Consider the following 23855-nt stretch of genomic DNA (forward strand, 5'->3'; position numbering starts at 1 on the left):
TTGGGAATTGGGAATTGGGTATTACTTATTTCTTCCCATGCCCCATTCCCCATGCCCCATGCCCCAATTAAGAATGTAACTTTACTTGTTCTACTGATTTACTTTCACTTTTGGAGTTCCAACTGCGACGTGCGGCTTCGACAAATTGGCTGACGCGAATTGGGTCAATTGGTTGCTCTATTCGTCCGTGACGTTTCAGAGAGCTAGAAACTATTACACCATCTGCTGCCTGCATCAATGTATCAATATTTTCCCAACTCGCCCCACTACCAATAAACACTGGCGTGCCAGCTGCTGCATCACAAGCTAGTTCCAAATCTTCTAAGTTAGGTGGACTACCAGTAGCCCAACCAGACAAAATTACTCCGTCTGCTAAACCCCTTTCAATGGTGTCTTTCACGGCAACTGTGAGATTTGGAGAACTCAAAGGACGGGCGTGCTTCACCAACACATCGGCTAGGATTTTAACATCGCTGCCTAACTCCCGTCGATAGCGGAGCAGTTGATAGGCTTCTCCCTCAATTAATCCCTGATCGGTTGCCATCACTCCTGTGAGAACGTTGACGCGGATAAATTGCGCTTGCACACAGCTAGCGATCGCCATTGCACTTTTGCCATCATTTCGTAAGACATTTAACCCTATAGGCAAAGTCACCAAGTTTTGTATCCGTTGCACCACAATGGTCATGGCACTCACAACCACGGGATCGACTTGGTTTTTGGTAAAGGGCGCGTCGAAAAAATTCTCCACAATCAAACCGTCAACCCCTCCGCTTGCAAGGGCTGCTGCTTCTTGCTCGGCTCGGTCAATCACCGCTTTTAGGCTACCTCCCCAACGGGGCGAGGTAGGCAGTGGTAGCAGGTGAACCACTCCAATAATCGGCGATCTAGTTTTAAATAATTGATATAAGTCCACGTCTTTAAATCCGCCTCGCGGAGTCCAGAGTCTAGAATTTTTTGACTATTGACTGTATGACCCTTGACTCTTGACTTTTCATTAACTAGTCAAATGTGTTTTATGATGGTCGGTTTATTGCCTCCTTCCTCAGATGGAAATTGGCGTGAAACCTCCCATAAGATATGTTAAGATAAAACCTGGCTACAAGAGGAGTTTGCCACTCACTAGACGCAAGGCAGCTTTCCGTGGTTTAGGCATCTTGTCCGCGCCCAGTCGCAGGACTTGCCAATCGCCAGGTTAACATTACTGCTTTATCAAGCGTAGTCGCTTTCGTCGATTTCCCGGAGGGTAGCGACTTCTCAACAACAAGCCCTTTGGGCGGCTTCCCGATGGGTAGATTAACAACGCACACGCTATGGTAATGTAAAATACCAATAAGCGAATTGTTAAAAAAGATTACAAGTGTCAAATGTACCCAAAGACACTTCAATTCACCCTGGGGAACAGATTGATAGGAATATCATAACATGACCTCTATTTTTATTTATTGATAGGGTTATGAGTCCACGGACAGTTACTAACAGTGGGGATTTGCCACTGTAGTGTTTTCATGAGGATGCTGATAGCAAAAAAGCAAAGTTAGCGCCGGAATGTTTGACAACAAGAAGAAAAAAATGAAGATATTTTCAAAATATGGGTGACAAGCCAACAATTGCCATTTCTCACCTGGGCTGCGAGAAAAATCGAATTGATACAGAACACATGCTGGGAATGCTCGTAGAAGCAGGCTACGGTGTAGATACAAATGAAGAGTTAGCAGATTACGTTATTGTTAATACTTGTAGTTTTATTGAAGCAGCCCGGCAAGAATCTGTCAGAACTTTGGTAGAGCTGGCAGAGGCAAATAAAAAGATCGTAATTACTGGCTGTATGGCGCAACACTTCCAAGAACAACTTTTGGAGGAGTTACCCGAAGCAGTAGCTGTGGTGGGTACAGGCGATTATCACAAAATTGTTAATGTAATTGAGCGTGTTGAACTTGGCGAACGGGTTAAACAGGTTAGTATTGAGCCAACCTACATTGCCGATGAAACTACACCGCGCTATCGCACTACAACCGAGGGCGTAGCTTACCTCCGAGTTGCGGAAGGATGTGATTATCGTTGTGCATTTTGTATAATTCCTCATCTTCGAGGGAACCAGCGATCGCGTACTATTGAATCTATAGTCGCCGAAGCGGAGCAGTTAGTTAGTCAAGGGGTAAAGGAAATTATTCTAATTTCCCAAATCACCACTAATTACGGTTTAGATATTTACGGTAAGCCAAAATTAGCCGAATTACTTCGCGCCTTGGGGAAAGTAGATATACCGTGGATCAGAATGCACTACGCTTATCCCACGGGACTGACCCCAGATGTAATCGCGGCCATTCAAGAAACACCAAACGTCTTGCCTTATCTGGATTTGCCCTTGCAGCATTCTCATCCAGATATTCTCCGCGCTATGAACCGTCCTTGGCAAGGGCGCGTAAATGATGGGATTATAGATCGCATCAAAACGGCGCTACCAACAGCCGTATTGCGGACAACATTTATTGTTGGTTTCCCAGGAGAAACAGAAGAGCATTTTGAGCATCTACTAGAGTTCGTTCAACGGCATGAATTCGATCATGTTGGTGTGTTCACCTTTTCCTCTGAGGAAGGAACCCCAGCTTACAAGCTACCAAATCAGTTGGACCAAGAAGTGATGGACGATCGCCGATACCAACTGATGGAACTCCAGCAACCGATTTCTCAAAAGAAAAATCAACAGGAAGTAGGCAAAATCGTCGATGTCCTGATTGAGCAAGAAAATCCTGAAAGTGGTGAACTAATAGGTCGTTCAGGTAGATTTTCCCCAGAGGTTGATGGTCTGGTGTATGTCAAAGGCCAGGCAAAGTTAGGAACCATCGTGCCAGTAGCGATTCACCACGCTGATACATACGACCTCTATGGTCAAGTAGTCAATAACTAAATTGTCATTTGTCTTTTGTCCTTTGTCTTTTGTTAAATGACCCTTACAAATTCATCCTTATACTAAGGTCAATACTGCATTAATAGCAGTTTTCATGAGGGTTTACCTGAAACGCTGGCGGACTTGTTGGCATAGCCTCTCCAAGATTTGAGGCATCGCTACCGCCCTAAGCTCACTAATGACTAATGACTAATGACTAATGACTAATAACTAATGACTAAATGACTAATCCAAAAATCCTTACATAAAATTTAGGACGAATTAATGACTCTTTCATTCCAAGAATTAGGTATTTCTCAACAACGTGTCGAAAAACTAGAAAAAATCGGTTTTACCGAACCAACTAACATTCAAATCCAAGCAATTCCCCAATTGCTAGGTGGTCGTGATGTAGTCGGTCAATCTCAAACTGGAACAGGCAAAACAGCAGCATTTTCACTGCCTATTTTAGAGCGGCTAGATATTAATCAAAAAGCCGTGCAAGCCATAGTTTTAACCCCAACTCGTGAATTAGCAATGCAAGTTCACGATGCGATCGCCCAATTCATCGGCGATGAAGGATTGCGGGTGTTAGCAATCTATGGTGGTCAATCAATTGACCGTCAAATGTTACAACTCAGACGCGGCGTTCACATGGTTGTGGGTACTCCCGGACGGGTGATCGATTTACTCGATCGCGGCTGTTTAAAGCTCGATCAAGTGAAATGGTTTGTGTTGGATGAAGCTGATGAAATGTTGAGCATGGGCTTTATCGACGATGTAATCAAAATCCTCTCGCAAGCGCCCGTAGACCGCCAAACAGCCTTATTCTCGGCAACAATGCCCCCATCAATTCGGATGTTGGTGAACAAATTCTTGCGATCGCCTGCAACTGTCACCGTCGAGCAACCAAAAGCCGCTCCTAACAAGATTAATCAAGTAGCTTACTTGATCCCCCGCCATTGGACAAAAGCCAAAGCATTACAGCCGATTTTGGAAATGGAAGATCCAGAAACAGCTTTAATCTTTGTCCGCACCAGACGCACCGCCGCAGAACTCACTAGTCAATTACAAGGCGCTGGTCACAGTGTAGATGAATACCACGGTGACTTATCACAACAAGCACGGGAACGGTTATTGATCAGATTCCGTAACCGTCAAGTCCGTTGGGTGGTAGCAACTGATATTGCAGCACGAGGGTTAGATGTCGATCAACTCTCCCATGTAATCAACTTTGACTTACCCGATAGTGTAGAAACCTACGTCCACCGTATTGGTCGGACTGGTCGTGCTGGTAAAGAAGGAACAGCAATCTCTCTAGTACAACCATTTGAGCGCCGCAAACAGCAAACATTTGAACGTCATAACCGCCAAAATTGGCAATTGTTGACGATTCCTACACGCGCCCAAATTGAAGCGCGGCACATCATGAAATTGCAAGAGCTAGTGCGCGAAGCTTTGACAGGTGAGCGTTTGGCTTCATTCTTGCCGATCGTCAGCGAACTGATTGAAGAATACGATGCTCAAGCGATCGCCGCAGCAGCATTGCAAATTGCTTACGATCAAACTCGTCCTGCTTGGTTGAGTTCAGATGTAGAAATTCCCCAAGAGGAATCTTCCGCTCCCAAACCAAGACTTGGTAAGCGTCGTGAATCATCTTCTAGCGATCGCCCCCGTGCTGCATGGAAATCAGATAGCAACGAAGAAAGACATTCTTCTCCCAAGCCCAAACTGCGGACAGGTGGGCAAGAGTCTTCTGCATCCCCTAGTAAAAAGATAGGTTCACCTACAGCTAGGGAATCAGCTTCTTAGTCAACAATGAATTTTGGATTTTAGATTTTTCTTCAATCCAAAATCCAAACCTAAAATTGGAGAGTTGAGAGTTAGGAGTCAAGATTTTGACTTTGGCTCTTGACTTTTTGGCTTTTTGGGTAATTTTTTCTACCAGTTTGTAGGAAGATAAATTACAGATGCATTCTTCGTGGTCTTATGTTCACTATTCCAGACTTAGAGCAACTACAAGCAGAGCATCCAGAATGGCAGATGGAGCTAGTAGACGGAAATATAGTTGTTATGGGGCCATCAGATTATGAGTCAGAGGAAATTGGTGCTGAGTTAGTTAGATTACTCGGCAACTGGGTACGCCCACAGCGTTTAGGACGGGTGACTGGTTCTAGCGCTGGTTTCATTTTGCCTACATTAGAAACTGAAAACGGGAAAGAAGCTGATAACGAAAAACGAAATCTCCGCGCTCCCGATGTGTCTTTTGTTCGTGCTGATAGACTGAAAATAAGCAAGCGCGACTTTGTGGAACTCGTACCTGACTTGATGGTTGAAATAAAATCTAAGTCAGACCGAATTAAACCACTGGTAGAAAAGATTCAGCTATTCTTACAACTCGGATCTACGGTTGGTATCCTAATTGATCCTGACAAATTGACACTCACAGTTTATCGACTCAATCAAGAACCAATAATTTTGCAGGACAACGACAAACTGACACTACCAGACTTATTACCAGGTTGGGAGCTAATAGTGTCAGAAATTTGGCCTCCTGTGTTTGAGTAGTTCAGAAATACTACAGCCAAAGACGACTAACTAGTTCTAACTCTCCAACTTCATCGTCGCTCAATTTCCAGCCCAAAGCACCAGCATTCTGCCGCACTTGTTCGGCTGTCTTGACTCCAGCAATGGGAATAACATTCCCCTGAGCAATTAACCAGTTGAGAGCAACTTGGGCGGGGGTGCGATCGTATTTTTCCCCAAAATTGCGTAGTAAAGAGATAACTGGAGCAATTTTTTGCAGTCCTTCTTTCTTAAATCGTGGGTCTATTTTCCTTGCACCAGTGGGGGTTTCAACACTATCAATACTGTATTTACCTGTGAGTAATCCCTGAGCTAAAGGACTATATGCCAGGATAGTCACACCCAACTCACGGGCAGTTGCGATAATGCCTTGGCTTTCAACTTGGCGACTGAGTAAAGAATAGCGCACTTGATTTACAGCCAAAGGTACTCCACGAGCCGCCAATATTTGATGCGCGTCTCGCATTTGCTCTGCCGAGTAATTACTTACACCGACTGCGGCAATTCTGCCCCGCTTCACTTCATCCGCGAGGGCGTTCATCAAAGTTTCTTGGCTTAAAAAGAAGGCAAAAGGCCAATGCACTTGATACAGGGCGATTCGCTCTAATTGCAAGCGTTTGAGGCTGGCTGTTAAAGCATCAGAGACGGATTGGGCTGTAAATCGCCACGGTAGGGGGCCAAATTTTGTAGCGATTTGTACAGGTTGTTGAGTCTGTTGGAGAAATTGCCCCAAAAATTTCTCTGATAGTCCCATTCCGTAGACTTCGGCAGTATCAAAGAAGGTAATACCAACTTCTAAGGCTGCGGTAAAGGCTTCTTGTAACTGTTCTGGGCCGTAGCGATCGCCATAATTCCAAAATAGTTTATCACCCCAAGCCCAAGTGCCGATGCACAAGGGTGTAACAGATGGGCCATTTTGCCCCAATGTGATGTTTTCCACGGTTGCAAAATTTAGTTTATTTACATTTCTTTACTTTTATAGTGTATCGTTATAGACAAAATTGGGTGCGATCGCCACCACTTGGCTGCAAATCTTGTGGTGTCGCAGCTACGCCCGTCGTAGACATCGCGCCTTGCATAAAGATTTAAAACCTGAATCAAACGCGCATAAACAAGATTCCCCGACTTCTTCGAGAAGTCGGGGATCTGCGGGTCGCAATTCTCACAAATCAAATAGGATTGCTATAGTTGAGTGTATTTACTTGTATTTATGAATTAGATGATTTATCCTGCTTGGGTTTTTTGATTAATTCCATGTAGACATTAATCTCACTAATTTCTACATCATGCTCAACTCTGGTTACTTTCCATCTCTCCTTTTTTAGGTAAACTTCCTCTCCTACTCTGGGAGTAAATTGGAGATCGTAGAACTTTTTTAGAAAATCTTTTTGATTTTCTTCCCATAATATTACTTTGACTGGTTCTTTAGTCATTGCTTATGCCTTTTTGGTTAGTGGATGAAGGTAAGTAGTTTGAGGACATACATAAAGCAAGTTTATCTTACTAATTTAATGCAATAGCGTAGTTAAAACCACAATTTCATATTGATTGATATTTTTATGTGGCTTGATTGCGTCAAATAAAGTTACAGAACAATACCATAACTCTAGCCAGCATTACTATTGGGTTTAATGAAACATAAGTAGAATGCATCAAACTAATAGTTGTTGCAGTTTATTAATACTGATTCATACAGTCATTTAGCAAGTCCAAAATTTTTATACTCCCTAATATACTTAAATGGAAAAGGGATTACGGTACTTTGCCCTGTGCGGACAAAATCAACATCCATAGTTTGAAGGAGTTGTCTGAATATCAGTTTCGAGTCATTTACCGCAACGATTTTACGGAGATGACAGGCGTCTTTGAAAGAATAATCTTTTACATTTTGATCTCCCACGAAATAATATGCTTCTTTTTCAGTTTCGCCGAAATATTTTATATTGAGAGAAGCATCAAATAAATCTTCGATGTTTTCCTTCTGTTTTGAAAAAATCAGCCTGATATGATATTTATTTAGAAGATAGTTCCGTAATTCAGATGCAACAGTTGAGTTTTTTCCTAGCCTTTCATTCAGAAGTTTTTTGAAGCTTTTTTTGTCTAGTTCATTGCTACCCAAAATTTCCAATTCATCGGAAAATCTCACAAGTTCTTCATTATCTTTGCTAGAACTTTCAGTCATGAATTCTTGTATCAACCCTGCCAAAGCCTTTCCACTTCGCTTATTTTCAGGAAACTCAGTTTCGACTTCGTTGATAATAGCTTCAATTTTAGAAAGCTCAGGAATGGTAATTTCATCGCTACGGAATATCTGATTTATATCACCTGTATCAGAAATAACAAGACCTTCCAATGTCCTGCTTTTATCTCCAGAGCTACTATCTATCATAGCATCCTTATATTTGTCAAATTTTTCCCAGTTAAATATACCTCGATCTTCTATTTCATAAAATTCAAAATTACCATTTGGTTGGATTTCCATAAAAATAACGTGATTTCTCTCTTCATCCCAAGCAGCAAAAGTCCAAACTCCTTTTAATTCAAGTTTAGCCCAATCAAACAGGTTCAATGTTCGAGAGCTAATATCACGCTTTATAAGCTGTTCTTTTATAATTGTTTTAACAATAGCGTCAGAGACATTTATGCTTGATTCAATTGTGAGGTGCTGCCGCCGGAATTCATTTGTTGAAGGGAGATATTCGTCTTCTTGTCCCATCTTTTCATAAAAGTCGGCATCATGAATAATTCTAAAATTTAGAGCGTCTCTTTTATCACGTTTACCAACAGTAATTAAGTTTTCATCAGTGATATAAGGAAGAAGCAATTGTTTCAGTGTCATTACTAAATAAGCAGACTCTTCATCGTTGACTCTATCAACTATATGTATTGCCTGACCATCAAGTTTTGAGTGAAGTTGTTTTGGACTTTTAAGCAAGGTGCTTGTAAGTGGTAAGTTGTCGTCAATTTCACGGCAACAAAAATTAACATCCATGTATTTCGATAGATATTCGTGAATGCTTACCATGATATGGTGAGAAACACCAGCGCTACTTTTGTAAAAATTATCAATACTCCCAAAGTCCAGAAATGGAGTAGATGCTTTTTTACCTTTTAAACCACATTCGATATATATTGTTTTTGCATCAATTTCACCATCACGCGGTAAATGTCTCCGAAGACTTCCAGTTGATGCTTCAAATATATAATTAGGCTTATCAAGAGCATTTTTAAGTTCCTGTTTGCGTTTATTATCAACAGTATTTTTTAGCTCTGTAAGAATAGAAATTTTTGTTCGGTGACGAGCAGTTTTAATCTCTAGCAAGTACCCCTTTTTTAGAGTAATTTTTGCTACATCAATATAGTCTTTGTTTTTGCCTTCAAAATCTCGTACAAGTAACAATGATCCGGTTAGGTTGCAATAATGATATTTAGCAAAACGCGATCTAGAGGATGAAAGCGAGTTTAATAAAATCTGAGCTAGCCATTCTTCACAAATGCAGTCTTCAGAGCTTGCAAGTATAGCTTTCGGAGTAACTTCAATAACAGCATCGTCTTTGAATTCCTCCATAATCTTAGAGCGAAGTTGGTAAACATCAAGCGGTTTTTTAAACATGGCATAGGCATATCTTCCATACTGAAACATGACAGCAGAAGAATTAAAATCTTTACCAATAAGATAATCTAATTCTCTAGCTCCATACCATTTACCATTTTGTTGTCTTTCTAATCGAATAAACACAAAGTCTTGTTTAATAGCATCAATATTAAAACTGATATTCAGACGATTCGTAAAAATGCTCATTTATGAAATTCCTTCAGAATAAAATTAATTGCTTTATTGTCAACTTTATCGTTTTTACAAAGATAAGGAACTTCGATGATTTTCCTGTCAGATGAGATAATTGGACGAAAAGCTGTGTTTGAAGTGCCAAGAATGTTAATCACAAAAACCCGATCTGCTTTGACGATCGCCATTTTCTCACGGATTTTATCAATTAATTCATCGGCTGGTACTGCAACCCGATCGTTCCATAACTTGAAGTCTATATAAATGTTCTGCTCCGTTTTGAAGTCAAAGCGTTCAAATTCATCCACATCCAGTTCTAGCAAATCAATATTTAAGAGGCTTTGAAAAATATGTTTCCCGCATACTTCGCCTAAAGCCCCTTTATAAATATTGTTGAACATTGGAGGTGTCAGCATAAGTTCAGATTCAGGGAATGCTGTTGCCCAGCCAGAATCAAGGAACAATTTATGTAGGATATCGATTCTCATTAAATCTGAAAGACGGGCAGTTCCTTCACTCACTTCTTTGACTTCTTTTTTTCCGTATTCCTCAGAAAAGAAAACTTGAGTTTCACTATAGTCATATTCTTCTAAATAATGATATGAAGAGACAGCTTTTAGAAATTTAAGGTAAATAATACTATTCCAGTTCGGATTGCATTCTGACTCTTTGGCAATAGCGGGTTGGCGGAGAACTTGCTCTCTAAGATTCTGCCATTCTTTAATAGTCTTAGGTGTCCACGGCGTTTTCAGTTGGCGGCGTATATAAGCAGAACTCTGATTGCTGTTGTTGGATGCACGGTTTTGCGCTTCGATTAAATCTTCAGATTGTTTAGTCGATTCACCAGCTAATTCCAGGAGAGCAGTATATTCACGAACAGAAATTACATCCTCTGGGATAGAAAATCTGGTTAGATGTTTTCGCATGGAAGCATCAGCAAGAATATGGATTGTTGGAGCCTTCATATTAGTTCGACATATCCGACCTATGGCTTGAATAATTATTTTATTCAAGAAGAGTGAATAAGCACCTGTATTGTATAAGCTGATGAAGTCCTCAGCCTTTCGCTTAGGCTTATATCTTCCTATATATTTATGAAAGGCTTCATCCAACTTGCTCTTAAATGTATTTAGGGAAAAAGCCCCATTTTCACGAAGAAATTCCAATTGAAAAATGTATTTGATAAAATCATCATCTTTGAGATTACTCTCAAAAATACTTACAAGCAGATTTGTTGGGCTATCTAGATAAATACCATTAATATCCATATCTGAATGCTTGGGAAAGCTGTTAATATGTATTGGCTCTAGGTTAGAAGGAATAGGAAATTGTAGATTTTGTCCAACTCCAGTTGTTTGGTAGGTAGAAATAATGAATCGGCGTTTGTTATCTTTCAGTTCATTTAGCAGTTTCTTTTTATTTTCGTCAAAGCTTTCTCCCCTAAGGAGGAAAATCGTATCATCTACACTACCATCTATGACATCTTTCTTGTCATCCAATAGTAATTTCGCGTACTCATACAATATATTTAGGTCGAACTTTGGATCAGAAGGCTGTGGTAATTTAGTGAACAGACACAGAAACGCATGACAATCAGGGTGATCCAGAAAATATTTCCATGCAGTCAACGCTCTCACATAACGGCCAAATGAGAATTTAAGACTCTTCTCATCATCATCAGTATTTTTATGACGAAGATCGTTCCATAAAGCCTGTGCTGCTTCTCGGTCACGCAAAAGCTCTTCAAGCTGTTTGATTGCTTCCTTCTGCGAATCTGTTCCAATAAATTCAGTTTTTATGACAACTTGATCGTATCCTTTAGTTGCTTCAGAATATGCGTTTTTGAGCCTGATAATAGCATCTTCTTTAAGACGTATAAATGAATTTCCCAAACGAGATTTCAGATATTCAAGATCGTAGTTTCCAATGTTGGTATAAAGTCCAGCAGTCGCAGAAATGCCTACTACCATAGCCTTTGAGCAAACTCCAGCTAAAAAGGATTCGGGTGTACGGCTGAAGTTGAACATATATATTTTCGATAAGGTATCATGCTCATTACTATCGACGATATCGTGGTAACGAAAGCCTGTATCATAAAACCCCTGGCGCTGGATTGTTCCTTTGTCAGTTTGCAAGCCATAGGAAAAGTCATCTTCTAGAATTTTACTAGTTAAAAATTCGACATCTCTATCATCAAGGCGAAAATGATTAAGAACGCTCTTGACAGCAAATTCAAGGGAAAAGGCTTCGTTAATGCTCTTATTTTCGTCTTTCAAATGACGATAGTTATCGGCTAAATACTTAATTCCTGTCTGAAAGTAGGTTAAAAACCCAGTAATATTACTCAGTAGTTCGTGAATATCGACACCAGTTTTTTTTGTTTTAGTATCAAAAGCCTTAATCCAATTTGTAAGGGTTTGTGAATCTTCAATAATCTCGATACGCTGATGACGATCTAGGACATTATGGAATTGGTAATCATAAAACAGAAAGTTCCTTTTATTTGTAGAAAAGTCTTCATGAGATTTACAGGTATGTTGTAATTTATATGTGGTAAATATGTCATTAGCTTTCTCTCGAAAGGTTTCAATCTGTTGTCGTGGGGATAACCAATTTTTACCACCCGATTTTTTCTGGAACCATTCAGATTCTTTAATAAGCAGTTCAGGACATTCGTTTGGCATAAGATGGTTATGAATATTCAAGAATAAATCAAGAAGATCCACTCGATGCTGCAAGCCTGATTTAATGATATTGTTGAGTACAGCTTCTTTGGTAGTATCAAACTCATCAATAAAAATAAGTGCTTTCTCTATAAACCGCTCATTAAAATAATATGAATTCTCAACAAGTGTCGTATTTTTAGCGACGAACTTATCTATACTAAGGAAAAAAACAGTTTTTTCATCTGTAAATACTGCGGGATATAATTTTCCAATCCATTGATATTCTCGATCATTTTTTATAGCTGAAATGCGGTCTTTTTTTGCTTTGAAATTATTTTTCAATGCTTCTATAATAGTTTTTCGGAATTTAGGCTCAATAATTTTGCGAATTTCTGTTTCCCAGCTATCTTTAACTTCTTTGGGAAGTTGACGATTTTGGAGTATTTCTATGTGAGACTTTAATTTTTTATAAATTTCTGTCTTGAATTGATCAGGAATCTCATCATCAATAGCGAGTAGATTTTTAACAACAGTATCTATATTAGAATCAATAAAAAGAACATGTTTGTCAAATTCATCTTCCTTTCCGTCAGCAATAAAACGCTCTTTGAGTTCGTTAATTGGCAAGTTTTTCTTGAGGTTGGTAATAAATAGTATTTTTCTATTTTGAGCAGCAAATTCCTCGTGATTAGAATAAATAAACTCGAGGACAGTGTATGTTTTACCAGAACCAGTCGGCCTACTCAGGAGAAGCAGCCCAGGATTAAATTGTTTACAGTATTCGTTTAATATTTGTTCCATATCCCTGATAACCTTAGTAAAGTTTGAGATGCTTGGATGTCAATGATACATCTATATGCCGATCGCTAACTATGGCACCAGTATTAGCAGTAAAAGTAGAAGTAGGCAACATTCTCAGTTAGCTCCAATTAACGCACAGCAGCATTTAATCCAGTTATGCTTACAGGACAGACAAGCTCTGAACTACCCAAAAGTCTGTCTGCGTTTAGGGTCTTTTTTGGTGGAGTAGAGAGGCTATGCGAACTTTAGAGATTGGAGTCCCCTGCTAGCAAGTCCCAACTCCGATGAAGTCATGGCCATCTTAATCTGTCACATTTTGGCGCGATCGCTCTGAAAACCATAAAAAGGCAATTGAGGATTTTAATTAAGCTCTCCTCATTTTGCAAAAATATGACAACAGACGTGAAACGACCATTCTATGTGCTTGACTGTGCGGCAAGCTGAACATCTTCTATATCAACATTGAGGTGTTGAGCAATCTGCTCCATACTCATCCCTGTTTTTAGTAACAGAGGAACGGTAAGTTTTAACATTTCAGCTTTCTGTTCTTCTCGACCCTCTTCTCGACCTTCTTCTCGACCCTCGGCTTTCGCTTCTTGATAAACCCTTGTTTGCTCCAAAGTTAGTCCTAACATAGCTTCAACTTCCTCTCTACTTAAGGTTGAAAACTTATAAACGACGATTGTGGTGATGATGTCTAGTATTTCGTTTTTCGGCAGCATGTCCGTTGACTCTAATTTTACCCGCTCAATCAACTGCTTTGCTTGCTGTGCCATTACTTCATCCGATGCTAGAGTCAACTGCATCAAGTTGATACCTATTGGCTGCTGATTAGTCGCGCCTAACTCATCTAAATAGATTCGCTGCACTTGATCGCTGTTGAGAAATATTCGATGAGTTCTTTGATCCCTTGGTTCCAAAGAGCGTGATGAAAAAATTACCACACAAAACCAGTCATTATATTGAGAACGATTCCGGTTCAAGTACATCAGCGACTCGGTAAAGAACCGATGGTAGAGGGCTTCATCTCTTTGGAATTGAACTTCAGCAAAAAAGATAACTCTGGATGTTGCACCCTCTGGAGGTAAAAACACACCATCGATGCGGAAAGCCGTTTCTTTGACTTCAAGTGATTCAAATCGATAGTTTTGTGCTTGAGGAGGAGGGACATCAATCAGTTCAAAGAGTAACCCAGGAAAGCGCTTAAAAATTTGATAATAAATGGAGTCTCGTTTCACTATTTCATCCTAAAATTCTCTCGTTATGCGTAGGCGTAGCCCGTCGTAGACATCGCAGATTACAACCAAACCCTAAAAATTAATCCTAACTTGGCTGAAGCATACCCTAATTGAGGTGTATAATTGCTTGCCAAATTGCAACTTCAACTTTTCGTTCGCTGATTTAGAGCGAGTAGGGTTTATCTTTATTTAAAGAGAGAGAGATTAAATCCTATAAACCATACGAAAAAGTAGCTATGGCAAGCGGTGAAGTATTTGATACCAAAACAAAATCCCTATCTGTGCCAAGGGTAAACCTGCTGACCATGTTCCGGCTGGGTTTATTTCAGATGGGGTTGAGCATGATGTCAATTTTGACTCTAGGCGTACTCAACAGAGTCATGATTCAAGAAATAGCAATTCCGGCGACGCTGGTATCAGTTGTTCTAGCACTGCCTTTATTTGTTGCTCCTTCGCGTGTCTGGTTCGGCCAGATTTCCGATGCCAAGCCGTTATGGGGATACCACCGTACAGCTTATGTTTGGGTAGGCGCGGCAATATTTGCGATCGCAGCCTTTTTAGCTATACAAGTAATGTGGCAACTAAATCTTGCCGCTAATAGTACAGGTGGTTGGACATGGACAACTCAAACAATCGGCTGGACGGCAGTTTTAGCTTTAGTTTTCGCTATATACGGTTTAGGAATTTGTGCTAGCGGTACTGCATTCGCTGCTTTGTTGGTGGATATATCTGAAGAAGATAACCGTTCCAAAGTAGTCGGTGTAGTTTGGTCGATGCTAATGGTGGGGATTATTGTTGGGGCAATTATCAGTGCCAGTTTGCTGAAACAGTTAACGCCAGAAGCAACCTTAGAAACCTTGCAAGCATCTATCACCAGGTTGTTTACTATCGTCCCAGCAATTGTATTTGGTTTAGCGATCGCAGCCACATTCGGCGTAGAAAAAAAGTACTCTCAATATTTAACCCGTTCCACATTAGTAAACCGGGAAGACAGCATAACTCTAGGCAATGCTTGGAAAATCTTGACAGCTAGCCCGCAAACAGGTATATTTTTCACCTTTTTATTGGTGATGACTATCAGTTTGTTTATGCAAGACCCAATTTTGGAACCTTATGCGGGTCAAGTGTTTAAAATGCCCCTAGCGGAAAGTACCAAATTAAATGTTTTTTATGGAACTGGTCTACTGATTGCCTACGGCGTTACGGGTTTTTATATTATCCCGCGTTTGGGTAAGCGCAGAACTGCACGTTTAGGCTGTATGTTGGTAGCATTCTGTGCAATCTTGCTGGGCATATCAGGATTCACAGCTAATGCAGCAGTTCTCAAACTAGCTTTGGTATTGTTCGGTTTAGCCGCAGGTTTCTTAACTACAGCCGCAATTAGCTTGATGTTGGATCTGACCGCAGCAGAAGCCGCAGGTACGTTTATAGGGGCATGGGGATTAGCGCAATCCCTTTCTAGAGGTGTGGCGGTAGTAATCGGAGGTACAGTTTTGGATATTGGACGCAAGCTGTTACCAAGCCAAGAGTTAGCTTATGGATTGGTATTCATTCTAGAAGCCGTGGGAATGGTGCTGTCGATTTGGTTTCTGAATCGGGTGAACATTACAGAATTTCAAACAAGTACAAAGCAAGCGATCGCATCTGTTTTGGAAAGCGATTTAGACTAAACTGTATAGGGCATGGGGCATGGGACAAATGACCAATGACCAATGACAAATGACAATTAACCAATGAATGATTTTTGGACAACAATTCTTGATTTTGCCCAAACTACTACTACCAGAGTGGGCAAGCAGTTAATGCAAGATTTTGGTAAAGTACAGGCTGACCAAAAAGCTGATGGTAGTTTGGTGACGCAAGCAGATAAATGGGCAGATCGGGAAATTCGGGATGCGATCGCTTCTACTTTCTCTGGTTACGGCATTTTGAGCGAAGAGAGCGATCGGTCATTTCCCGGTACTGAGTGGTGCTGGGTAATCGATCCTCTCGATGGTACAACCAACTTCACACGCGGCATTCCCATCTGGACAATTTCTCTGGGTTTACTGTATCGAGGCACGCCCATTTTTGGGTATGTTTACGCACCAACCTTAAATCAAGCTTTTCATGGTTTTTGGCCAGGTTCATCTGGTTTAGCAACGCCAATAGGAGCATTTCTCAACCTCCACCCCATCCACGCCAGTGTTGATAGTCCCAGCAACAATCACTTTTTTAACCTCTGTTCTCGTAGTACCGCAGCTATCAAAAACGGCTTTCCCTGTAAAGTTCGGATGTTGGGTGTGGCTAGCTATAACTTTTTGACGGTTGCAACTGGGGCTACTCTGGGTGGTATTGAGGCGACACCAAAAGTTTGGGATATAGCCGGGGCTTGGGTAATTGTCCAGGCTGCTGGTGGGGTCTGGACATCGCTGAAGTTAGAGCCGTTTCCATTGTCACCGGGAGAAGATTATAGCGATCGCTCTTTTCCCACCCTTGTTGTCAGTCGTCCCGAATTAGTTCCGGTATTTCAACCTTTTCTCGAAGGCGTAAAAATTTAATTTGCCGCTTTCACTGCTGAAAACAGTGATTTTGTCAATCAGCACATATTGAGTAGTAGTATATAAATATAAAACTTAACAAAACCATAGTCAAACAAAGAATTGAGTATAAATAAAGCTGGTAATAATCCTGATTTAAGAGCAAAACCAGTGTAGTTACTAATTTAAGTAGTGTAGTGGCTTTTATTACACTGATTATTTTAGTATAAAAAATTTTATGTTATCTAATCTAGATTTAATTCGAGAGTTTGTGCAAAACTCTATCCATAAAAAAGAAGTTTTGTTGTCAAATCCTGCTTTGACAGCGCAAACAGTATATAAGACTAACCAACTGACAGCAAAAGGCGAAGGTGTGATTGCCACCGTCCAACTATCTAACACACTATCTGAATTCTCGATTTCTCCAAAATCATCCCAGTGGGAATTGATAAATCAGACATTAGCAGAATATAGTTATCTCCTCAAAGGAGAAGTAGATAGTCGGGGTTTCTATCATTATCAATTCTGCGAAGTTCCCAAAGGCTATGAGATGCACTGTACTAAATGTGTACTTCTATGGCGAGCTTGGTGGAAATATCGTAAGTATACTTCGAGACTAGGAATTCCCTTGGAACTTCTAATTAGAAGACGAGATTCCTGGTATCCAATTAGGGATTTAATTATTAGCGATGGACTTCTTTATATCAAAACTTTAGGAAGTGAGATAGCGCTAGACTCAGAAGACTTGGTTACTTGGTTAAGCAAAATTGATGTAACTAAAAATAAAGAAATACCTAGTACAGAGACATAATTCGTAATTACTTTGCAGACGCTGTTTATACTCACCCTTTTAACGTTAAATTGACTACAGTCGATTCATTATTTTGCAAAGATTTTTTAAACCGGTGTGAAGAAAAATGAAAGGACTTTGGCTCGAAAATAACCAGTTGCAGCTACGCACAGATATTCCTATTCCTGAACCACCAGCAGGAGAAGCTTTGGTGCGCGTCTTGCGTGCGGGTATCTGTAACACTGACTTAGAACTACTCAGAGGCTACTATCCCTACACTGGTATTTTGGGACATGAATTTGTTGGCGTGGTTGAAAAAGGGCCAGAACACTTAGTTAACCAACGTGTAGTTGGAGAAATCAACGCTGCGTGTGGGCATTGTCGGTTTTGTCTGAGTGGACAACCAACTCACTGCGAAAATCGTACAGTTCTAGGTATTGTCAATCGGAATGGAGCCTTTAGTGAATATCTCTGTTTGCCGATAGATAACTTACATTTAGTACCTGATAATGTGCCAACAGAAGTAGCAACATTTACCGAACCGATCGCAGCAGCTTTGGAAATTCAACAGCAAGTGCCATTGCGTCCAAACGATCGCGTGTTAGTGGTTGGAGATGGCAAATTAGGGCAGTTGGTAGCCCAAACACTAGCACTAACTGGCTGTGAACTCTTAGCTGTGGGACGGCATCAAGAAAAACTTGCCAACTTAGAGGCACGGGGGATTAAAACTGGTTTAGCGGATGCTGTCAAAGATGGATATTTCGATATATCAGTAGAATGTACTGGCAACCCAGAAGGATTTGCGATCGCCCGTCGTGCCCTCCGTCCCCGTGGTACGCTCGTACTTAAAAGTACTTATGCTGGCAACCTCAGCCTGGATATTTCTTCTTTAGTAGTGGATGAAATCACCCTCATCGGCTCTCGTTGCGGTCCCTTTGCCCCAGCCCTCCAGTTACTAGCCACAGGGCAGGTTGACGTACAACCCCTGATTCATGCCACCTACCCCCTCATTGAAGGGCTTGCAGCTTTTGAACACGCCCAGAGTCGCGGTGTTTTAAAAATATTGCTGGAAATTAGTCAATAGTTATTGAATCATTGGGCAAACTCTTTGCAAATTCCCAATCTCTAATACAAATAAGGATTCGTCTTCGGTTGATAGTCAGAACAATCGATCGCTTCTTCTGTATTAGCAATAGATGGGCGTACAGTACATTTAAGACGGTAATTGTCGGTAAAAAATTGGCAACCAGTACAGGGAATTTGATGCATAAGCTTGGCTGTAGCTACGCTATCTCGCGCCGCCGTCCAGAGACTCAAAACAACGAAAATAGTTACAGTCCAAGCAACAACAAAGCAAATTGGGACTAGAAAAGGTTGAATCCCATGAAGAAGGAAAGATATCAGTTCTAACACAGTATGTCCTGATACAAATTAGGAATTAGAAGTATATTAACTCCTAATTCCCAATTCCTAACTTCTCAACTATATGAAGTATATTAAATGCCAGCATGACCCAGCGCTAAACCTGTTACCAACATTCCTAGAACAAGGAACGGTTGGGCGCTGGCTTGATACTTAACATCATTCTTCACAGGGTCGCGCAGAAAATACATATCCTGTAAAGTAATCTGGGGAATGATTAACAGTACTAGGATTGCTGCATACAAATTCTCATGGATGCTGACGAGATAAGCTGCGATAAATCCTTGAAATACATCAATTGTCACTACACAAATCCATGCCGCAGTGGTGATGCCAAACATTACGGGTAGTGAATTTAATCCTAACTGGCGATCGCCTTCTACACTCTTAAAATCATTGACAATGGCAATGCCTAATCCAGCCAAGCTGTAGAACATTGTCAAAATTATAATTGTGGAATTGAGTTCGCCAAACAAAGCGTGTCCTGTAGACCAAGGTAGGGTGATATAGCTTGCACCCAAGGCGTAGCTACCTAGCCAGCCGTTTTGCTTGAGTTTCAGGGGAGGTGCAGAATAAATATAGGCAATGAAAGAACCGATAATTGCGATCGCTGTAATTGTCGGGAATTCATGACCAGACCACACATCTAGCACAAATGCCAAACCATAGCCAGCAATCAGTAATACCCAAATCTGAATAATTACTTGGGGTAGGGGAATCGCCCCAGAGGGAATCGGGCGATAAGGTTCATTGATGGCATCGATTTCGCGATCGTAGTAATCATTGAGGATTTGAGTGTAACCTGTCATCAATGGCCCAGCCAGTAGCATACAGGTTAATACTTTCAACACGTTTTCCAGCGTCCAAGTATAGTTACCCGAAGAAGCCGCACCACAGACTACACCCCAAATTAGGGGAATCCAGGTAATTGGCTTCATTAACTGCAAACGAATTTTCCAAATTGAAGTTTCTCCAGCAGCTGCACCTTTCATCCCCAGCAACTGCCTAGTTTTCGCATTGCGATCGGCAGTTGCTATTGCTTGTTCGCTGGGATTAATTGCTACTGAGTCTATAGCCTCAGTTGGATTGGGGTCTGGGGTAATGGGAGTTGATTCTGACATAAGGCGTATTTTTTTTAGAGTGAGGAGTTAGGAGCAGAGCCGGAGACGCTCCTAACTCCTTACTCTTAACTCCTAACTTTGTTCCTAACTAACTTAAAACGAAATTATCAAATAATTATTCTGAAACTTTGCTCCAGCAACGGATCTACCACTTAAAGCCGAGGGTAGGGGAATATTCCGTCGCTGATCTCCTGCATCTATCGTGACTTCTGGCCCATATTGGGTCAGCTTGACTTGCTTTTTGTCAAAACCTGGCAAGAATAAGCGTACCTGACGATTGGGGATGTCTATTTCAATTGGTTTGGGAGCCTGTAGAGCTTGTGCTTCAAAGTTGGGTAGTGCGTCTATCAGTGGTTGCCAATCACCTACGGGCGAGTCGGGAATGACACTCACAGGTAGAGGGATAAATTCCTCTGACAGATTGACGTTTGTCTCAGGAGACACAAGCAGAACACCACCAACAGTTAAACCAATTTGTTGAGCGCTACCCCACAAATAACGAGCATTTGCTACCTCAATCGGATCTCCTGTGGTTACTAAGAAAGCAGCAAGACGCTTGGGATCGGCAAGCGCGGCTCTCCCTTTTTCCAAGAGATTATTGACTTGGTTAGTAGGCGCTGCAAAGTTATCTGCTGTCCAGTTGATATTGAAAAAGCTGCTAATTAGCGGTTGAATTAAGGGCGATTCAGTAATCGTCTTCCCCAAATCGGAGTTGACAAACAATTGCCGAAATCGCCGGATATACCAACTGAGAGATTCTGGCAAACCCAACATTCGCAACGTTAAAGAGTCACCCGTGCCATCGTAGACGATCGCATCATATTTGCCACTGGCATCATATTCACGGATAGCATTCAGGGCTAGGGCGTTGTCCATCCCTGGTAGTACTACCAGTTCTTGACCAAAAACGTCTTTGAAGATAGGTGTGCGGAGGTATTGCGCTTCCAGTTTTTTCACTTCGTCCCAGTTACGCTCAAGCAGTACAGATGCTTTAAACTGTACCGCCTGTAACTTGGGAGCGATCTCTTGGGGATCGGCACCAATGGTAGTACCCAACAAAATTGATAATGTTGGTTCTGCTTGTCCTGCCAGGAGTACGCGCTTGCCTTGACTTGCCAATAATTTGGCGGCGGCGATCGCAATTTTGGTACGAGCGGTGCCGCCTTTGCCCAAAAATGTCAATATTAGAGCCATTACTTGATTCCTATTTTCACCGCCGATCTTTTCAACTCCAACTTAGCACTCAATAAAGATTCTCAACCTAGGCTGGAAATTTCAGATGCCAAGAAAAATCCGGATCTGAGTTCTTTACAATTACACAGGTTTAATTTCATCTTCAAAAAACCAAGTGGAAAAATTGTCATCAAATAGAACCACTACACCGATCCCACCATCAATGACTTTGTAGCCTTGGATGATACCCACTTGTCCTAATTTTTTTACAATTGGGGGAGAAACGCGATCGCGCAAGCGAAAGACTTTAACCTTTTGTCCGATTTCCATGCCTGATTACAATTCAGATAAACCTTCGTCTCAGTGTAGCGGAAACCGTGACTCTGCTCTCACAAATTCAGGGGAGATAAGGGAGTGAGCAAGAAAATCTCAAACTTCAAACTTTTAACTCCTGACCCAAGAGCTTAAAATTAAATCAACAACCAAGCAATACCAATGTTTGTCACAGCGCAACGGTTGACGGAATATTTGCGATCGTTAGGAGTTAATCCAGATAGCTTGATTTAAGAAACAAAGGTACTAGTCATGTATCAAACAGATCCTCCCCGTCCACCACAAGAAACCATGCCTACCATGTATGATTTACCCAGTGAATTAATAGGGGAATCAGGTTTACCAAGGCTTGTGGTTACGTTAGTATAATTCAGTGGGTTGGGTACCGACATCAAGAGAAAAAACCGAACAAGAATGCCAACGGGCTGATCTATTGGCACAATATTTGCGATCGCTCTTAATCGATCCAGATAGTTTGAGTTAAGTAATCGAGTAGCGATTAAATCATCGCAATGAATAGACATCCTAAAAATAATTATGTTTGACTTCTAAGCATTTTTGTGATAACTTGCGGCTGGTTCGCGTCAGGGAGTTATAGGAACCAATTGATAAATTAACTGGTCTTGCCGGGGTAGGATGTGCTTGAGAGTAGAAAAATGGTAATTAGTAACTTGTGTGTTTAACAATACTTTTTCAAATAAACTTTTTAATGGTACGCTAGTGCGGCAAACTACGCTCCAATAGTATAAAATTCGCAAATAACTTGCCTGTGGTGTATGGTAGTTTTTTACAATGAGAATTTCGCTTAAAGACAATTCAACTTGGTTGCAAGTGCAGCGCTACTGGGAATTGCTGCACGTTTTGGTAGCGCGGAATCTCAAAGTGCGTTATCGAGGTTCGATCCTGGGGGTTTATTGGTCGCTATTCAACCCGTTGATCATGACCGGGCTGTACACAGCGATTTTCGGCGCTACTTTTGCCTCTTATTACGGCAACTCAATACTAAACTACCTATTGGCAGCCTTTACGGGATTGGTAGTGATCAATTTCTTCTCAGCTTCTACCTCTCAAGCATTGAGTAGTGTAGTCGGTAATGGTTCACTATTAAATAAAATTAGTTTGCCAGTCAGCGTTTTTCCTGTATCAATGATTTGTGCAAACATATTTCAGTTTTCAGTAGGGACACTTCCCTTGCTGGCATTAATGACTTTTATTAATTCCAAGAGTTTAGTCAATGTATTGGCGCTAGTATTTCCATTTCTCGCCTTAATTTTAGTTTCTACAGGAATAGGTTTTTTTGTAAGTTCTTTATACGTATTTTTTAGAGACTTGCCTTATTTTTATGAGTTAGTTGTATTTGTAATTTGGCTCAGTAGTCCTATATTTTATCCAGCAGCTATTGTTCCACCGCAGGTAAGGCAGTTTTTAGGTATCAATCCGTTATCACCAATTATTGAAAGCCTTCGTCAGATTACATTATCAGGTTCTCTGCCAGATTTAGGTTTAATTTGGGGTTCTTTGCTCAGTGGGGTAATTATTTTAGCTTTGGGATGGACTTGTTTTCACTTGTGGCGACATCAATTTATGGATTTGCTGTAAATGGAACTAATTCGCCTAGATAATGTTTCGCTATTGCGACGGACACAAGAGGAGTTTTCTTATGACCTTAAGAAAACGATGCTATCTGTTTTTGAAGGTAAATATCGTCAGCCAGTAAAAAAGTTAACACTAGATAAAATTGATTTCGTAGTTAAAAAAGGCGAAAAGATTGGTATTATTGGTGCGAATGGCTCCGGGAAATCCACTCTTCTAAAGGTAATTTCTGGAATCTTGAAACCTACCAGTGGAACAGTACGGGTACGAGGTAAAATTGCTCCTTTGATTGAATTAGGAGCAGGTTTTGACTTGGAAATTTCTGTCATGGATAATATTATCCTCTATGGTGTACTTCTGGGGTATTCTAGATCGGAAATGAAAAGTAGAGCAGCTTCAATTTTGGAGTTTGCAGAATTGCAAGATTATGCGTTCGTGCCAGTGAAGGGATTGTCCTCTGGTATGGTGGCAAGGTTAGGTTTTTCAATTGCAACAGATGTGCAGCCTGATATTCTTATTTTAGATGAGGTGTTATCTGTAGGAGATGAAAGTTTTAAGAACAAGTGTAAGCAACGAATTGAGAAATATTGGGATGAAAAGGTGACGATTCTTGTAGTCTCTCATGATTTAAAGTTTATCGAACGAACTTGTCAAAAATCTATATGGCTAGATAAAGGGGAAATTAAATTCACTGGGAGTGCAGAGGAGGTTGTAAATAAATACCTAAACTTTGTAGATAAGAAACAGGTAAATGTAAACAATGAATAACGATAATAAAAGCTTATACAAGCTTTTATTATATATTGTCTTTTAGGTGAATGCATCAGAAAAGATGCAAAAGAAAGATTTATGTAATAGTGGTTATTCTGATAGAATATCCAATTGAAAGGGATTACTGCACCATATAATCCCCTGTGTGTCCTGATGTCATCCTCA

The 23855-nt window shown here is 40.8% G+C and carries 19 protein-coding genes; 9 read left to right on the forward strand and 10 right to left on the reverse strand.

Going from position 1 to position 23855, the window contains the following annotated elements; genetic code table 11:
• Positions 1 to 67 precede the first annotated feature (67 nt).
• On the reverse strand, positions 68 to 916 hold the full coding sequence (btpA, locus tag CDG77_RS12830) for a photosystem I biogenesis protein BtpA (RefSeq protein ID WP_094329752.1): 849 nt from the start codon (positions 914 to 916) through the stop codon (positions 68 to 70).
• A 675-nt stretch (positions 917 to 1591) separates the two neighbouring features.
• On the opposite strand from btpA, the gene rimO reads away from it, so the two are divergent.
• The 3 genes from rimO (at position 1592) to CDG77_RS12845 (ending at position 5458) form a co-directional block, all read left to right on the forward strand.
• On the forward strand, positions 1592 to 2911 hold the full coding sequence (rimO, locus tag CDG77_RS12835) for a 30S ribosomal protein S12 methylthiotransferase RimO (RefSeq protein WP_094329753.1): 1320 nt from the start codon (positions 1592 to 1594) through the stop codon (positions 2909 to 2911).
• A gap of 264 nt (positions 2912 to 3175) precedes the next feature.
• Positions 3176 to 4702 carry a DEAD/DEAH box helicase gene (locus CDG77_RS12840; protein WP_094329754.1) on the forward strand — a complete coding sequence of 509 codons (1527 nt, stop codon included), beginning with the start codon at positions 3176 to 3178 and terminating at the stop codon, positions 4700 to 4702.
• Between the two features lie 177 nt (positions 4703 to 4879).
• Positions 4880 to 5458, forward strand: coding sequence for a Uma2 family endonuclease (locus CDG77_RS12845; protein ID WP_094329755.1), 579 nt, complete (start codon positions 4880 to 4882; stop codon positions 5456 to 5458).
• 10 nt (positions 5459 to 5468) lie between these two features.
• Here the strand turns inward: CDG77_RS12845 and CDG77_RS12850 are convergent, their stop codons facing one another.
• From CDG77_RS12850 to CDG77_RS12870, 5 genes are all read right to left on the reverse strand, one after another.
• Entirely contained in the window at positions 5469 to 6416 is a 948-nt protein-coding gene (locus CDG77_RS12850; RefSeq protein WP_094329756.1) for an aldo/keto reductase, read from the reverse strand.
• A 268-nt stretch (positions 6417 to 6684) separates the two neighbouring features.
• Complete coding sequence (locus CDG77_RS12855; RefSeq protein ID WP_094329757.1) at positions 6685 to 6909, reverse strand: hypothetical protein; 225 nt, start codon at positions 6907 to 6909, stop codon at positions 6685 to 6687.
• A gap of 263 nt (positions 6910 to 7172) precedes the next feature.
• A complete protein-coding gene (locus tag CDG77_RS12860) occupies positions 7173 to 9278 on the reverse strand; it encodes a hypothetical protein (protein WP_094329758.1) in 2106 nt (701 codons plus the stop codon).
• On the reverse strand, positions 9275 to 12730 hold the full coding sequence (locus tag CDG77_RS12865; RefSeq protein ID WP_094329759.1) for a hypothetical protein: 3456 nt from the start codon (positions 12728 to 12730) through the stop codon (positions 9275 to 9277). Before CDG77_RS12865 ends, CDG77_RS12860 begins: the two co-directional genes overlap by 4 nt.
• 416 nt (positions 12731 to 13146) lie before the next feature.
• Positions 13147 to 13968 (reverse strand): Rpn family recombination-promoting nuclease/putative transposase, encoded by an 822-nt coding sequence (locus CDG77_RS12870; RefSeq protein WP_094329760.1) that lies wholly within the window; start codon positions 13966 to 13968, stop codon positions 13147 to 13149.
• Between the two features lie 236 nt (positions 13969 to 14204).
• On the opposite strand from CDG77_RS12870, the gene CDG77_RS12875 reads away from it, so the two are divergent.
• From CDG77_RS12875 to CDG77_RS12890, 4 genes are all read left to right on the forward strand, one after another.
• Positions 14205 to 15638, forward strand: coding sequence for a BCD family MFS transporter (locus tag CDG77_RS12875; RefSeq protein ID WP_094329761.1), 1434 nt, complete (start codon positions 14205 to 14207; stop codon positions 15636 to 15638).
• Positions 15639 to 15701: 63 nt separating this feature from the next.
• On the forward strand, positions 15702 to 16508 hold the full coding sequence (locus CDG77_RS12880; RefSeq protein ID WP_094329762.1) for an inositol monophosphatase family protein: 807 nt from the start codon (positions 15702 to 15704) through the stop codon (positions 16506 to 16508).
• A 217-nt stretch (positions 16509 to 16725) separates the two neighbouring features.
• Positions 16726 to 17298, forward strand: coding sequence for a hypothetical protein (locus CDG77_RS12885; protein WP_094329763.1), 573 nt, complete (start codon positions 16726 to 16728; stop codon positions 17296 to 17298).
• A gap of 106 nt (positions 17299 to 17404) precedes the next feature.
• Complete coding sequence (locus tag CDG77_RS12890; protein ID WP_094329764.1) at positions 17405 to 18361, forward strand: MDR/zinc-dependent alcohol dehydrogenase-like family protein; 957 nt, start codon at positions 17405 to 17407, stop codon at positions 18359 to 18361.
• Positions 18362 to 18402: 41 nt separating this feature from the next.
• Here the strand turns inward: CDG77_RS12890 and CDG77_RS12895 are convergent, their stop codons facing one another.
• The 4 genes from CDG77_RS12895 to petP form a co-directional block, all read right to left on the reverse strand.
• Positions 18403 to 18690, reverse strand: a complete 288-nt coding sequence (locus tag CDG77_RS12895) for a hypothetical protein (RefSeq protein ID WP_094329765.1) — start codon at positions 18688 to 18690, stop codon at positions 18403 to 18405.
• 83 nt (positions 18691 to 18773) lie between these two features.
• Positions 18774 to 19820 (reverse strand): chlorophyll synthase ChlG, encoded by a 1047-nt coding sequence (gene chlG / locus CDG77_RS12900; RefSeq protein ID WP_094329766.1) that lies wholly within the window; start codon positions 19818 to 19820, stop codon positions 18774 to 18776.
• 93 nt (positions 19821 to 19913) lie between these two features.
• Positions 19914 to 21014, reverse strand: coding sequence for a Get3/ArsA fold putative tail anchor-mediating ATPase NosAFP (locus CDG77_RS12905; protein WP_094329767.1), 1101 nt, complete (start codon positions 21012 to 21014; stop codon positions 19914 to 19916).
• 120 nt (positions 21015 to 21134) lie between these two features.
• Complete coding sequence (gene petP, locus CDG77_RS12910; protein WP_094329768.1) at positions 21135 to 21323, reverse strand: cytochrome b6f subunit PetP; 189 nt, start codon at positions 21321 to 21323, stop codon at positions 21135 to 21137.
• A gap of 795 nt (positions 21324 to 22118) precedes the next feature.
• Between petP and CDG77_RS12920 the strand changes: the two genes are divergently transcribed.
• Both CDG77_RS12920 and CDG77_RS12925 read left to right on the forward strand, forming a co-directional pair.
• Positions 22119 to 22925: an ABC transporter permease gene (locus tag CDG77_RS12920; protein WP_094329769.1), complete on the forward strand. Its 807-nt coding sequence runs from the start codon at positions 22119 to 22121 to the stop codon at positions 22923 to 22925.
• Entirely contained in the window at positions 22926 to 23687 is a 762-nt protein-coding gene (locus CDG77_RS12925; protein ID WP_094329770.1) for an ABC transporter ATP-binding protein, read from the forward strand. It begins immediately after the preceding gene.
• Positions 23688 to 23855 lie beyond the last annotated feature (168 nt).

The organism is Nostoc sp. 'Peltigera membranacea cyanobiont' 213 (assembly GCF_002245975.1).
Lineage (GTDB): Bacteria > Cyanobacteriota > Cyanobacteriia > Cyanobacteriales > Nostocaceae > Nostoc.